The 12,672-nt window shown below is 60.6% G+C and carries 16 protein-coding genes; 13 read left to right on the forward strand and 3 right to left on the reverse strand.

The window, feature by feature from the left end:
- The first annotated feature begins 48 nt into the window (after positions 1-48).
- Both AC3ZVB_RS01215 and AC3ZVB_RS01220 read left to right on the forward strand, forming a co-directional pair.
- On the forward strand, positions 49-534 hold the full coding sequence (locus AC3ZVB_RS01215) for a chemotaxis protein CheW (protein WP_007946765.1): 486 nt from the start codon (positions 49-51) through the stop codon (positions 532-534).
- Positions 535-927 carry a DUF2802 domain-containing protein gene (locus AC3ZVB_RS01220; RefSeq protein ID WP_162435937.1) on the forward strand — a complete coding sequence of 131 codons (393 nt, stop codon included), beginning with the start codon at positions 535-537 and terminating at the stop codon, positions 925-927.
- A 124-nt stretch (positions 928-1,051) separates the two neighbouring features.
- Here AC3ZVB_RS01220 and AC3ZVB_RS01225 read toward each other — a convergent pair whose 3' ends face one another.
- The gene (locus tag AC3ZVB_RS01225; protein WP_162435938.1) at positions 1,052-1,381 is read right to left on the reverse strand and encodes an EscU/YscU/HrcU family type III secretion system export apparatus switch protein; all 330 of its coding nucleotides are present in this window, start codon (positions 1,379-1,381) and stop codon (positions 1,052-1,054) included.
- A 5-nt stretch (positions 1,382-1,386) separates the two neighbouring features.
- Positions 1,387-2,952, reverse strand: a complete 1,566-nt coding sequence (gene fliK / locus AC3ZVB_RS01230) for a flagellar hook-length control protein FliK (protein WP_490145564.1) — start codon at positions 2,950-2,952, stop codon at positions 1,387-1,389.
- Positions 2,953-3,150: 198 nt separating this feature from the next.
- On the opposite strand from fliK, the gene ccmA reads away from it, so the two are divergent.
- From ccmA to phnN, 11 genes are all read left to right on the forward strand, one after another.
- Positions 3,151-3,786 carry a cytochrome c biogenesis heme-transporting ATPase CcmA gene (gene ccmA / locus AC3ZVB_RS01235; protein ID WP_162435940.1) on the forward strand — a complete coding sequence of 212 codons (636 nt, stop codon included), beginning with the start codon at positions 3,151-3,153 and terminating at the stop codon, positions 3,784-3,786.
- Positions 3,783-4,451 carry a heme exporter protein CcmB gene (gene ccmB, locus AC3ZVB_RS01240; protein ID WP_150582590.1) on the forward strand — a complete coding sequence of 223 codons (669 nt, stop codon included), beginning with the start codon at positions 3,783-3,785 and terminating at the stop codon, positions 4,449-4,451. The genes ccmA and ccmB overlap by 4 nt, the downstream gene beginning before the upstream one ends.
- A gap of 78 nt (positions 4,452-4,529) precedes the next feature.
- Positions 4,530-5,285, forward strand: coding sequence for a heme ABC transporter permease (locus AC3ZVB_RS01245; protein WP_162435941.1), 756 nt, complete (start codon positions 4,530-4,532; stop codon positions 5,283-5,285).
- The gene (gene ccmD, locus AC3ZVB_RS01250) at positions 5,282-5,458 is read left to right on the forward strand and encodes a heme exporter protein CcmD (protein WP_007980758.1); all 177 of its coding nucleotides are present in this window, start codon (positions 5,282-5,284) and stop codon (positions 5,456-5,458) included. The genes AC3ZVB_RS01245 and ccmD overlap by 4 nt, the downstream gene beginning before the upstream one ends.
- A complete protein-coding gene (gene ccmE, locus AC3ZVB_RS01255) occupies positions 5,455-5,910 on the forward strand; it encodes a cytochrome c maturation protein CcmE (protein ID WP_194690645.1) in 456 nt (151 codons plus the stop codon). The genes ccmD and ccmE overlap by 4 nt, the downstream gene beginning before the upstream one ends.
- A 3-nt stretch (positions 5,911-5,913) precedes the next feature.
- Positions 5,914-7,902, forward strand: a complete 1,989-nt coding sequence (locus tag AC3ZVB_RS01260; RefSeq protein WP_490145565.1) for a heme lyase CcmF/NrfE family subunit — start codon at positions 5,914-5,916, stop codon at positions 7,900-7,902.
- Positions 7,899-8,435, forward strand: coding sequence for a DsbE family thiol:disulfide interchange protein (locus AC3ZVB_RS01265; RefSeq protein ID WP_490145566.1), 537 nt, complete (start codon positions 7,899-7,901; stop codon positions 8,433-8,435). The genes AC3ZVB_RS01260 and AC3ZVB_RS01265 overlap by 4 nt, the downstream gene beginning before the upstream one ends.
- Positions 8,432-8,905, forward strand: a complete 474-nt coding sequence (locus AC3ZVB_RS01270) for a cytochrome c-type biogenesis protein (RefSeq protein WP_490145567.1) — start codon at positions 8,432-8,434, stop codon at positions 8,903-8,905. The genes AC3ZVB_RS01265 and AC3ZVB_RS01270 overlap by 4 nt, the downstream gene beginning before the upstream one ends.
- The gene (gene ccmI, locus AC3ZVB_RS01275; protein ID WP_162435946.1) at positions 8,898-10,100 is read left to right on the forward strand and encodes a c-type cytochrome biogenesis protein CcmI; all 1,203 of its coding nucleotides are present in this window, start codon (positions 8,898-8,900) and stop codon (positions 10,098-10,100) included. The genes AC3ZVB_RS01270 and ccmI overlap by 8 nt, the downstream gene beginning before the upstream one ends.
- A gap of 27 nt (positions 10,101-10,127) precedes the next feature.
- Positions 10,128-10,538: a hypothetical protein gene (locus AC3ZVB_RS01280; RefSeq protein WP_162435947.1), complete on the forward strand. Its 411-nt coding sequence runs from the start codon at positions 10,128-10,130 to the stop codon at positions 10,536-10,538.
- A 301-nt stretch (positions 10,539-10,839) separates the two neighbouring features.
- Positions 10,840-11,406 (forward strand): phosphonate metabolism protein/1,5-bisphosphokinase (PRPP-forming) PhnN, encoded by a 567-nt coding sequence (phnN, locus tag AC3ZVB_RS01285; protein WP_490145568.1) that lies wholly within the window; start codon positions 10,840-10,842, stop codon positions 11,404-11,406.
- Positions 11,407-11,458: 52 nt separating this feature from the next.
- Here phnN and AC3ZVB_RS01290 read toward each other — a convergent pair whose 3' ends face one another.
- A complete protein-coding gene (locus AC3ZVB_RS01290; RefSeq protein WP_490145569.1) occupies positions 11,459-12,664 on the reverse strand; it encodes an MFS transporter in 1,206 nt (401 codons plus the stop codon).
- Positions 12,665-12,672: the final 8 nt, after the last annotated feature.

Consider the following 12,672-nt stretch of genomic DNA (forward strand, 5'->3'; position numbering starts at 1 on the left):
CGCTGCACGGAACACACACCGCCAGGGCGGTTTTTTGAGGGTCAGGGTATGAATGACAAGGCAACAGCTGCAAAGGGTTCCGAAGATCCGATCCTGCAATGGGTAACCTTCAAGCTGGACAATGAAACCTACGGCATCAACGTGATGCGCGTTCAGGAAGTCCTGCGCTACACCGAAATCGCCCCGGTACCGGGTGCCCCAAGCTACGTGCTCGGCATCATCAACCTGCGCGGCAACGTGGTCACCGTGATCGACACCCGTCAGCGCTTCGGCCTGATGAACGCCGAGATCAGCGACAACACCCGTATCGTTATCATTGAAGCCGACAAGCAAGTCGTCGGGATCATGGTCGATAGCGTGGCCGAAGTGGTGTACCTGCGTCAGTCGGAAATCGAAACCGCGCCGAATGTTGGTAATGAAGAGTCCGCCAAGTTCATTCAAGGCGTGTGCAACAAGAACAACGAACTGCTGATCCTGGTCGAGCTCGACAAGATGATGAGCGAAGAAGAATGGTCGGACCTGGAGAACATCTGATTGATTCTTGAGGTAGCGGTCATTGTCCTGTTCCTTTTCTGGGCAGGCACGCTGGCAATGTTCCTGGCCTACATTCGCGCGCAAAAGCAACTCGCCGCGCAACAGGTCCAGGGCGATGCGCTGCGCGATCAGCGCATCAAGGACCTGATCCGGCGTGTTGAGAATTACCAGGACGGTAACGTGCGCATGGGCCAGGAACTGCAGGAATTGCGTGCGGTGGTCGGGCCCTTGCCGGACAAGCTTGCTTCACTCGAACAGCGCGACCCCTCGAGCCTCTCATTTGCCCAGGCAGCTCGCCTGGTGGGAATGGGGGCCAGCGTCGATGAACTGACCCAGTCCTGCGGCTTGACCCAGGCTGAGGCGGAATTGATGAGCAAGTTGCACAAGAACTGAAAGATCAAAAGATCAAAAGATCGCAGCCTCGTTTAACTCGACAGCTCCTTCATTGAAGATGGCGTACACCTTGTAGGAGCTGTCGAGTGAAACGAGGCTGCGATCTTTTTTGTGTCACACCCCATCAATAATCATCCCCGCGATCGGTGATGTCTTTCTCTACCGCAGGCGCATCCGGATCGTGGCCCGCCGGAAACTTCCCCTTCAGCGTCCACGCAAACGCAATGATCTCGGCGATCGTGCGGTACAACTCCTCCGGAATACTTTCCCCCAACTCCATCCGCGCCAGCAGCTTCACCAGCTCGGCGTTCTCGTAGATGGGTACCTCATAATCACGGGCAAGCTTCAAAATGGCCTCGGCCAGTGCATCGTCACCTTTGGCCGTGAGGGTAGGGGCGTGGGTGCCGTCGTATTTGAGCGCGATGGCCTGGCGCGGGGCGGTGGAGGTTTTCATGCGTTTTAGTCGACCCAGCGTTGTTCGAGACGGGTTTGGGGGCCTTGGGGGGGTGTGCCGAGGTGGCAATCGATGTCGCCGACGTTAAGCCCCGAATCCAGCAGACGTTTACGCAGGGCGACCAGATTGTTTTCGATCAGGCTGGCGGTGTAGGGCCGCTCAGCCCAAAGCTGGCTGGACAGGCTGCCACTGATCAGCTGTGCCTGGACCTGTAATGGCCCGAGTGGCTCCATATCGAACGCCAGCTCGACGCGCCAGAGTTGTTGCTTGGGCTGGCGCTCCTCGGGACGTTCTTTCGGTTGCTCTTTTTCCGGAGCGTCTTCGCGCTGGAATTTGACTTGCAGCGGCACGATGTCCTGCAGGTTGCGCATCGGAATCTCCAGCTGCCAGGTACTCATCAACCGTCCATCGGCGGTAACACCGGTCTGTTCCAGACTCGACAATTGATGGCTTTGCAAACGCGAGACCGCCGCCGCCGCCAGACGCAGCAGGTGTTCGAGGTCGTCCTCGCCATCGCCGCTTTTCAGGAGGCGTTCGGGCACAGGGAAACTGGTCGGCGACGGCTTGGCACTGACCTGGCCGAGCATGCCGAGGGCGTTACGCACAAAGCTCGGCATCGCCTGGGCAAGGGTATTGGCGGCGATAATCGCGTTGAGATTGGTGTTGGACGCCAGGCCTGGAGTGAGTTGGGCGATAAGCCTGAGCAGATCGCCTTTCATGTCGGGCGCGAGTGTCGGATTTTGCCCGGTCAGCAGTTTCGACTCGAGGAACACGCCGCTGTTGGCCAATGCCAAAGCCAGGCCTTTGGCGCTACTCAATTGATGAATGTCCGGGAGACCGGCCAGCAATTTGTCCACCGCCGCTCGCAGGTCACTGGAGGTTTGCCCCGAATCCGGCAGGTTCTGCAGCAGTTTGAGCAGGCCATCGAGCGAGCCTTGCCGGCTCGTTTGGCTGGCCAGTTGTTGCGTGACCGCCAATTGCTCCGAGCGATTGCTCAGCGGGACGAATTTCAGGGTCTGGCTGTCCTGAACCAAGGCGCTCAACAGCGTCCCGATGCGCAATGGCGTCGGGCTATCGATGCTCAGGGTGCTGCCGCTGAGCGCGGTATTGAGCAGGCTCACCATCGAACGGAACACTGTTGGCTGGCCAGGGACCTGCGGCATCACCTGGGAGGTCAGGACTTTACCTTGCAACAAGGTGCCCGCCGGCAGTTGCGCGGTATCGAGGCGCGTGAGGCTGGCAGCGTTTGAGGCAATGGCCTGTTGCAGCGTGATGGCCAGATTGCCGGCCGAGGGTTGGGTAATCGCCAGGTTGCTGCCCTGGGGCAACGGCTGTGCGCTGGTAGCTTGAAGGGTGGTCTGGCGACCGTTGGCCAGGGTGATCTTCAGCAGCAGTTGAAACGCCTGATCCGCCTGCTTGAGCGACAGCACCTCGGCATTGGCGGATTGACCGGCCGAGATCAAACCCTCCATGGGGGTCAACAGCTTCAGCAGTTCGCCGCTGGACCCCTGGGGACGCGAAGTCGCCGGGGAGTTCTGCGGGAGCGGGAGGATGTTCATTTCGCCTGTCATACGCGGTCACAACCTGAGGAAATTGCACTCTTTAGAGTAGGAGATGGCATGTATAATGCCGCCCCGTCGTCTTCGGGGCGCTGAAAACATTGCAAATGTTTGACCCAGCTCTCTATGACGGGCCGCCAATGCATCTATCCTGCATTCTCTTTAGCGGCCGCAATACCGCCGACTTGAACCGTAAAGGCCCGTAATCTCTTGACCAGTCCTGTCCTGCAAACCGTTGCCCTTGCCTGTGAGCGAGACCTTCGGCTGCTCTTCGAAAATCTCGAATTGAGACTGGCCAGTGGCGAAATGGTGCAGATCAGTGGCCCCAACGGCAGTGGCAAGACCAGTCTACTGCGGCTGCTCTCAGGCTTGATGCAGCCGACTGCCGGTCAAGTGCTGCTCAACGGCCAGCCGCTCAACGAACAACGCAACGAGCTGGCGCGCAACCTGTTGTGGATCGGCCATGCCGCCGGGATCAAGGACCTGCTGACGCCGGAAGAGAACCTGAGCTGGCTTTGCGCGCTGCATCAGCCGGCTACCCATGACGCCATCTGGCAAGCACTGGACGCGGTCGGGCTGCGCGGCTTCGAGGACGTTCCCTGCCATACGCTGTCCGCCGGCCAGCAACGCCGCGTGGCGCTGGCCCGGTTGTTCCTGGACAGCCCGCCGCTGTGGATTCTGGATGAGCCTTTCACCGCGCTTGATAAACAGGGCGTGGCCCAACTCGAAGAACACCTGGCTGCCCACTGTGAGCGCGGCGGCATGGTGGTGCTGACAACTCACCACACACTGAGCCGAATGCCGGCCGGTTATCGCGACATTGATCTGGGGAACTGGGCCGTATGAGTGTTTTCGGCCTGTTGGTGGCCCGCGAAGCCCGTTTGCTGTTTCGCCGCCCTGCGGAGTTGGCCAATCCGTTGGTTTTCTTTGCAATCGTCGTTGCGCTGTTCCCTTTGGCGGTCGGACCCGAGTCTCAATTGTTGCAAACCTTGTCTCCGGGACTGGTCTGGGTAGCGGCCCTTTTATCGGTTTTGCTCTCGCTGGACGGGCTTTTCCGCAGTGATTTCGAAGACGGTTCGCTTGAGCAGTGGGTCCTTTCGTCGCACCCCCTGCCTCTTCTGGTTTTGGCCAAGGTGCTGGCACACTGGGCGTTCTCTGGCCTGGCACTGGTATTGCTCGCGCCATTGCTGGCGTTGATGCTCGGTTTGCCTGCCGCCTGTCTGCCCGTGTTGCTGCTTTCTTTATTGCTGGGTACACCGGTACTGAGCCTGCTCGGTGCGGTGGGCGCAGCGTTGACCGTGGGACTCAAGCGTGGCGGCCTGTTGCTGGCGCTGCTGATTCTTCCGCTGTACATCCCGGTATTGATTCTTGGCAGTGGCGCTTTGCAGGCGGCACTGCAGGGCATGCCGGCGACCGGTTATCTCTTGTGGCTTGGTAGCCTGACCGCCCTGGCGATAACACTGACACCCTTTGCAATAGCTGCTGGCCTGAAGATCAGCGTCGGCGAATAATGAGGTCTGGTCAGAAATTGATCAGTAAAGACCCTTGGCTGCTCGTGATGGCGAGCAGCAACCGTGATGGAAACAGTAATGAACTGGACCTGGTTTCATAAGCTCGGCTCACCCAAATGGTTCTACGGCATCAGCGGCAAAATGCTGCCGTGGCTGAGCGTCGCGGCGTTGCTGCTGACCGGCGTCGGCGTCGTGTGGGGCCTCGCCTTTGCGCCGCCTGACTATCAGCAAGGCAACAGCTTTCGCATCATCTACATCCACGTCCCGGCTGCCATGCTGGCCCAGTCCGTCTACGTGATGCTGGCTGTGTGCGGTATCGTCGGGCTGGTCTGGAAGATGAAACTGGCCGACGTTGCCCTGCAATGCGCCGCGCCCATCGGTGCCTGGATGACCGCCGTGGCGCTGGTCACCGGCGCGATCTGGGGTAAACCGACCTGGGGGTCTTGGTGGGTCTGGGATGCACGACTTACGTCGATGCTTATTCTGCTGTTTCTGTACTTCGGTCTCATTGCGCTGGGCAATGCCATCAGCAATCGTGACAGTGCCGCCAAGGCGTGTGCGGTGTTGGCGATTGTCGGCGTGATCAACATTCCGATCATCAAGTACTCGGTGGAGTGGTGGAACACCCTGCACCAGGGCGCGACCTTTACGCTCACTGAAAAACCGGCGATGCCCGCTGAAATGTGGCTGCCGCTGCTGCTGACGGTGCTGGGTTTCTACTGTTTCTTCGGCGCGGTGCTGTTGCTGCGCATGCGCCTTGAAGTGCTCAAGCGCGAATCCCGCGCCAGTTGGGTAAAGGCCGAAGTGCAGAACAGCCTGGAGGCCGCTCGATGAGTTTTGCTTCATTCGGCGACTTCATCGCCATGGGCCATCATGGCCTGTATGTCTGGTCGGCCTATGGCATCTGCCTGGCGGTACTGGCCCTTAACGTGGCGGCGCCGATCCTGGCCCGCAAGCGGTATCTGCAACAAGAGGCGCGTCGTCTGCGCCGGGAGAACGGCAAGTGAATCCGCTGCGCAAAAAGCGTCTTATCATCATTCTCGCGATTCTGGTCGGTGTCGGCGCTGCCGTTGGCCTGGCGCTGAGCGCCCTGCAGCAGAACATCAACCTGTTTTACACCCCCACCCAGATCGCCAGCGGTGAAGCCCCGCTGGACACGCGTATTCGCGCGGGCGGCATGGTCGAGAAAGGTTCGCTGCAACGTTCCGGCGACTCGCTGGACGTTAAATTCAACGTCACCGACTTCAACAAAACCGTGACCATCAGCTACCGCGGCATCCTTCCTGATCTGTTCCGGGAAGGGCAGGGCATCGTGGCCCTGGGCAAGCTCAATGCGGAGGGCGTCGTGGTGGCGGATGAAGTACTGGCCAAGCACGACGAGAAGTACATGCCGCCGGAAGTCACCAAAGCCCTGAAAGACAGTGGCATGTCGGCACCTACTCCTGCGAAAGAGGGTTAATAGATGACTTCTGCGATCTTTATCCCTGAACTGGGCCAATTGGCGATGATCCTGGCGCTGTGTTTCGCGCTGGTTCAGTCCACCGTCCCGTTGCTCGGCGCCTGGCGCGGTGATCGACTGTGGATGAGCCTGGCCCAGCCGGCTGCCTGGGGCCAGTTCACTTTTCTGGCGTTTGCCTTCGGTTGCCTGACCTACGCGTTCATGACTGACGACTTCTCTGTGGATTACGTCGCCAGCAACTCCAACAGCGCATTGCCGTGGTACTACAAGTTCAGCGCTGTCTGGGGCGCGCACGAAGGTTCGTTGCTGCCCTGGGCGTTGATCCTCGGCGCCTGGACATTCGCGGTGTCGGTGTTCTCCCGGCAGTTGCCGCAAGTGATGCTGGCCCGGGTATTGGCCGTGATGGGCATGATCAGCACGGGTTTCCTGCTGTTCCTGATTCTCACCTCCAACCCGTTCGCCCGTATCCTGCCGCAGATTCCAACAGACGGTCGTGACCTTAACCCCTTGCTGCAGGACATCGGACTGATCGTTCACCCGCCGATGCTCTACATGGGCTACGTCGGATTCTCCGTGGCATTCGCATTCGCCATCGCCGCGCTGCTGGGCGGCCGTCTCGATGCGGCCTGGGCGCGCTGGTCCCGTCCGTGGACCATTGTCGCCTGGGCCTTCCTCGGCATCGGTATCACGCTGGGTTCCTGGTGGGCCTACTACGAACTCGGCTGGGGCGGCTGGTGGTTCTGGGACCCGGTGGAAAACGCCTCCTTCATGCCTTGGCTGGTGGGGACCGCGCTGATTCACTCGTTGGCGGTCACGGAAAAACGTGGCGTGTTCAAAAGCTGGACGGTGCTGCTGGCCATCGCGGCCTTCTCGCTGAGCCTGCTAGGTACGTTCCTCGTGCGTTCCGGCGTGTTGACGTCGGTGCATGACTTCGCGTCCGACCCTGAGCGTGGCGTGTTCATTCTGATCTTCCTGCTGTTCGTGGTAGGTGGCTCCCTGACGCTGTTCGCCCTGCGCGCGCCGGTAGTGAAGAGCCAGGTCGGCTTCAACCTGTGGTCCCGGGAAACGCTGCTGTTGGGCAACAACCTGGTGCTGGTGGTCGCGGCTTCGATGATCCTGCTCGGGACCCTGTACCCGTTGATTCTCGACGCGATGACCGGTGCCAAGTTGTCGGTGGGTCCGCCGTACTTCAATGCGTTGTTTATCCCGTTGATGGCGTTGCTGATGGTCGTGATGGCCGTCGGCATGCTGGTGCGCTGGAAGGACACCCCGGTCAAATGGCTGGTGGGCATGCTGACCCCGGTGTTGCTGGGTAGCGCCGCGTTGGCCGTGGTCGCCGGTATCGCTTATGGCGATTTCAATTGGGCGGTGATCGCGACGTTCATGCTCGCTGCCTGGGTGCTGCTGGCGGGCGTACGGGACATCTTCGACAAAACACGTCACAAAGGCCTGATCAAGGGTTTGCCGACACTGACCCGCAGTTATTGGGGCATGCAGATTGCCCACCTGGGTATCGCCGTGTGCGCCCTGGGTGTCGTGCTGTCGAGCCAGAACAGCGCCGAGCGCGACCTGCGCCTGGCACCGGGCGAGTCCATGGACCTGGCCGGGTATCAGTTCGTGTTCGAAGGCGCCAAGCACTTCGAAGGTCCGAATTTCACCTCCGACAAAGGCACGGTGCGGGTTATCCGCAACGGCACGGAAATCAGCGTGCTGCACCCGGAAAAACGCCTCTACACCGTGCAGAACTCGGTGATGACCGAAGCCGGGATCGACGCCGGGTTCACCCGTGACCTCTACGTCGCACTCGGCGAACCGTTGGGCGATGGTGCCTGGGCTGTGCGGGTTCACGTCAAACCGTTCGTGCGCTGGATCTGGTTCGGTGGACTACTGACCGGGTTCGGCGGATTGCTGGCGGCAATGGATCGTCGTTACCGGGTCAAGGTGAAAAGCCGCGTGCGTGAAGCACTGGGCATGACAGGAGCTACGGCATGAGACGTTGGTTGATGCTGTTGCCACTGGCGATTTTTCTGGTGGTGGCTGTTTTCCTTTACCGAGGCCTGTACCTGGACCCGGCCGAGTTACCGTCGGCGATGATCAACAAGCCGTTCCCGGAGTTTTCCCTGCCCGCAGTGCAGGGCGATAAAACCCTGACCAAGGCGGATATTCTGGGCAAACCGGCGTTGGTCAACGTGTGGGGCACCTGGTGCATTTCCTGCCGGGTCGAGCATCCGGTGCTGAACAAGCTCGCCCAGCAGGGCGTGGTGATCTACGGCATCAACTACAAGGACGTCAATGCTGACGCCTTGAAGTGGCTGGCAGAGTTCCACAATCCGTATCAGCTGGACATCCGTGACGATGAAGGCACGTTGGGCCTGAACCTCGGTGTGTACGGCGCGCCGGAAACCTTCTTCATCGACGCCAAGGGCATCATCCGCGACAAGTTCGTCGGTGTGATCGATGAGCAGGTCTGGCGCGAAAAACTGGCAGCCAAGTATCAGGCGCTGGTCGATGAGGCCAAGCCATGAAGCGCTGGATTGCCGCTGCCGTTCTCGGGTTGTGCATGGCGGGCGTGGCCCACGCCGCCATCGACACCTACGAGTTCGCCAAAGAAGGCGACCGCGAGCGCTTTCGCGAGCTGACCAAGGAACTGCGTTGCCCCAAGTGCCAGAATCAGGACATCGCCGATTCCAACGCACCGATCGCCGCCGACCTGCGCAAAGAGATTTTCCGCATGCTCGGCGAGGGCAAGGACAATCAGCAGATCATCGACTTCATGGTCGATCGCTATGGTGATTTCGTCCGCTACAGACCGGCCTTGAATGCCAAGACCGCGCTGCTCTGGTTCGGTCCCGCCGGCTTGTTGCTGGGCGGGTTCGTGATCATCTTCGTGATTGTCCGTCGTCGCCGCGTCCAGCGCACTGATGCCCCGGACTCGCTATCTGCCGAGGAGCGCGAGCGCCTCGACCACCTGTTGGATAAAACCAAGAATGATTGATTTCTGGCTTGCTGCAGGTCTGCTGCTTCTGGTTGCCCTGAGTTTTCTGTTGATCCCTGTTTTGCGTGGCCGTCGTGCCCAGCTTGAAGAGGATCGTACGGCCCTGAACGTCGCGTTGTATCAAGAGCGCGTGGCTGAGTTGCAGACTCAGCAGGAAGAAGGCGTGCTCAACGCCGCGCAGATGGACACCGGTCGCGCCGAAGCGGCCCGTGAATTGCTGGCCGACACCGAGGGCGTTGCGGCACCGCGCGTATCGCGGCTGGGCAAACCATTGCCATTGCTGGCGGCGATTCTGGTGCCGGTGCTGGGCCTTGGCTTGTACCTGCATTTTGGTGCCAGCGACAAAGTCGAGCTGACGCGCGAGTTCGCGCAGGCGCCGAAATCGATGGAAGAAATGACCCTTCGCCTGGAGCGTGCCGTCGCGGCTCAGCCGGATTCGGCAGAAGGCATGTACTTCCTGGGCCGTACCTACATGGCCCAGGACCGTCCCGGCGACGCTGCGAAGATGTTCGAGCGCACCGTGAACCTGGCCGGCCGGCAGCCCGAGTTACTTGGCCAATGGGCTCAGGCCCAGTATTTCGCCGACGGTAAAAAGTGGTCAGACAAGGTTCAGGCCCTGACTGACGAAGCGTTGAAAGCCGATCCCAAGGAAGTCACCAGCCTCGGTCTGCTGGGTATCGCTGCCTTCGAAAGCGAGCGATATCAGGACGCCATCGATTACTGGAACCGCCTGCTTGCGCAGTTGCCTGCACAGGACAATTCTCGCGGCGCACTGGAAGGCGGGATCGCCCGGGCTACCGAGAAACTTGAAGCCAGTGGCGGCAAGGTCGCCCAGGCACCTGTGGCCAAAGCGCCAGCGCTGCTGAAAGTCACCGTTGACCTCGCGCCAGCGCTCAAGGCGAAGGTTCAACCGGGGGACAGCGTGTTCATCTTCGCCCGCGCTACGTCGGGGCCGCCGGCACCCTTGGCTGCCAAGCGTCTGACCGTTGCCGACTTGCCGGTAACTGTCGAGTTGGGTGATGCCGACGCAATGATGCCGCAGTTGAAACTGTCGAACTTCCCTGAAGTCCAACTGGTTGCGCGCATTTCCCGCGCCGGCCAACCAACTGCCGGTGAATGGGTCGGTCGTAGCCAGCCTCTGGCCAGCAGCAGCACTGCGCCGCAAAAACTGACCATCGACAGTCCGGACAAATAACAGTCCGGGACAACAAAGGAAGCGCCTATGATCGCCATCGCTCGTATCACCCTCATCACCATGGTCATGGGGTTAAGCGCATGTGCGGTCCAGCGGCCGGAGCCAACGCAAACGCCGCTGCCACCGATCCCACCCTCGCAGCCCCGCCCGACGCCCTCGACGTCGCCAACGCCGAGCAAGCCGAGCATTCCGGCCAAGCCTGCAAAACCGTTGCCGCGCACGTCCGCAAGCTTCGCGCCGCCACCGGGTGGCAACAGTCACTGGGATGCCAAGCTAGGCGTCTATGTGCTGGATGATCAGACCAACACCTTCTATCGTCAGCGCACTTACTATCGGTGGAACAACGGCTGGAGCCGCTCGATCAGCCCGAACGGGCCTTGGGAAGATACCGATATCCATGGCGTGCCGGGTGGTTTGGGGCGTCAATTCGGACAGTGATACATAGATAAAAGCGCAGCGCATACATTCGTGGCGAGGGGACTTGTCCCCGTTCGGCTGCGCAGCAGTCGTGAAATCAGAGTGCGCGGTGTACCTGATACACCTGGGTTGCGGCTTTTGGGGCTGCTTCGCAGCCCAACGGGGCGGTGCGACGTTTCGATAAATCCCCTCGCCACAAAAGTATGCGTACCTCTGAGGTTCCTTTCTTGTTCATGCTGGAAAAGTTTCGGGTTTACGTATTGATCGGGTACACCCCCAGCGTCGTTCAACATGCGCGGCGATAAACGAAGAGGGTGTTTTGATGGCGGGCAGGATGATCTATCTCATCGGACCTTCAGGTTCGGGCAAGGACAGCCTGCTGGATGCCGCTCGAGCGCCTTTGGCCGAGCGCGGCTGTCGCGTTGTGCGGCGCGTCATCACCCGCTCCGCGGAAGCCGTGGGGGAGGCGGCACTAGGCGTCAGCCTGGAGGAATTCCTGGCGATCGAGGCGCAGGGCGGATTTGCCCTTAGCTGGCGCGCCAATGGCCTGGCGTATGGCATTCCACGTGACATCGACGATTGGCTGGCAGCGGGGCACGACGTGCTGGTCAATGGCTCGCGCGGTCATTTGCCGGCGACGCGCCTGCGTTATCCGAACCTGCTGGTGCTGTTACTAACCGTGGACCAAACCGTGCTGCGCCAGCGCTTGCTGGCGCGGGGACGTGAATCGGTCGACGAGATTGACGCACGATTGGCACGCAATGCGCGTTTCAGTGAACAACTGCTCGCAGAGCACGATCCGGCGTTGTGTGTGATCGACAATTCCGGGCCGCTGGAGCACACGGTCGAACGCTTGTTGGACTGCATTGACGGGCACCCCATTAAATAATGGAAGCGGCTTCTGACTGGAACTCCGCGTCGCCCGCCATGCGTTTTAAGGGTTAGGCCGCTGCCAGCGACTCCCTCTGCGAAACACTCAAGAACCGCACCAGCGCCAGCAGCGCAAACGCGCTGCCGACAATCACGATCCACAACCAGCCGCCATGCTCGTACACCGCACTGGCTACCGAAGAGCCGAACGCGCCGCCGATGAAGATGCTGGTCATGTACAGCGCATTCAGGCGACTGCGGCTCTTGGCGTCGAGTGCGTAGACCGCACGTTGGCCAAGCACCATGTTCATCTGCACACAGAAGTCGAGCACTACGCCCGTCACCGCCAGACCGATGACGCTGTAGACCGGGTGGATGAAGGCCGGAAGAAAGCTCAGGCTGGCGAACACCAGCGCCAGCAGAGAGGCGATACGGGTATGACCCGCGTCTGCCAGCCGTCCAGCTATGGGGGCCGCGATGGCGCCGATCGCCCCGACCAGAGCAAAAATCGCAATCTGGGTTTGCGACAAGCCGTGATTGCGCGTCAGTTCCAGCGGCACGGCGGTCCAGAACAGGCTGAAGGTCGCGAACATGCAGCCCTGGTAGAAAGCACGCTGACGCAGCACCGGTTGTGTCCGCAGCAGTGTCCAGAGCGAGCCCAGCAGCTGACCATAAGTGGCGCTGTGATCAGGCTCACGCTTGGGGATGGTCAGGGCCAGCACAAGGCTGATCGCCGCCATCAACGCCGCCGCAATGACAAACATTGCCCGCCAGCCGAAGTGGTCAGCCACCACGCTGGACACTGGTCGCGCCAGCAGAATCCCCAGCAACAAACCGCCCATGATCCCGCCGACCACACGTCCGCGGGTTTCTTCCGGTGCCAGGTGCGCCGCCAGTGGAATCAGGATCTGCACCGACACCGAACTGAACCCCACCAGCAATGAAATCAACAGGAACACGTTCGGCTGATCCGTAAACGCCGCGCCTAGCAAACTGGCTATCGCCACCAGCGTGGTGATGATCATCAGCCGGCGGTTTTCCAGCAGATCGCCCAACGGGACGAGGAAGAACAGGCCCAACGCGTAGCCAATCTGGGTCAGCGAAACAATCAGGCTGGCCATGGTGCTGGTCAGGCCGATGTCCGGTGCGATCAGGCCGATGATCGGCTGGGCGTAGTAGATGTTGGCCACAATCGCGCCGCAGCAAAAGGCGAAAAGCAGCACCATGCCTCGGGTCATTGTCGCCGTGCCGGTGGGCACTGAGGTCGCTGGATTCATAACGTGTC

The organism is Pseudomonas sp. MDV22-iso1, from assembly GCF_058145095.1.

Bases quoted from the DNA above. Each gene is read 5' to 3' on its own strand.
- AC3ZVB_RS01215 (WP_007946765.1), top strand. From the start codon at position 49: ATGAATGACAAGGCAACAGCTGCAAAGGGTTCCGAAGATCCGATCCTG.
- AC3ZVB_RS01225 (WP_162435938.1), bottom strand. From the start codon at position 1,381: ATGAAAACCTCCACCGCCCCGCGCCAGGCCATCGCGCTCAAATACGAC.
- fliK (WP_490145564.1), bottom strand. From the start codon at position 2,952: ATGACAGGCGAAATGAACATCCTCCCGCTCCCGCAGAACTCCCCGGCG.
- ccmB (WP_150582590.1), top strand. From the start codon at position 3,783: ATGAGTGTTTTCGGCCTGTTGGTGGCCCGCGAAGCCCGTTTGCTGTTT.
- AC3ZVB_RS01245 (WP_162435941.1), top strand. From the start codon at position 4,530: ATGAACTGGACCTGGTTTCATAAGCTCGGCTCACCCAAATGGTTCTAC.
- ccmD (WP_007980758.1), top strand. From the start codon at position 5,282: ATGAGTTTTGCTTCATTCGGCGACTTCATCGCCATGGGCCATCATGGC.
- AC3ZVB_RS01260 (WP_490145565.1), top strand. From the start codon at position 5,914: ATGACTTCTGCGATCTTTATCCCTGAACTGGGCCAATTGGCGATGATC.
- AC3ZVB_RS01265 (WP_490145566.1), top strand. From the start codon at position 7,899: ATGAGACGTTGGTTGATGCTGTTGCCACTGGCGATTTTTCTGGTGGTG.
- AC3ZVB_RS01270 (WP_490145567.1), top strand. From the start codon at position 8,432: ATGAAGCGCTGGATTGCCGCTGCCGTTCTCGGGTTGTGCATGGCGGGC.
- ccmI (WP_162435946.1), top strand. From the start codon at position 8,898: ATGATTGATTTCTGGCTTGCTGCAGGTCTGCTGCTTCTGGTTGCCCTG.
- AC3ZVB_RS01280 (WP_162435947.1), top strand. From the start codon at position 10,128: ATGATCGCCATCGCTCGTATCACCCTCATCACCATGGTCATGGGGTTA.
- phnN (WP_490145568.1), top strand. From the start codon at position 10,840: ATGGCGGGCAGGATGATCTATCTCATCGGACCTTCAGGTTCGGGCAAG.
- AC3ZVB_RS01290 (WP_490145569.1), bottom strand. From the start codon at position 12,664: ATGAATCCAGCGACCTCAGTGCCCACCGGCACGGCGACAATGACCCGA.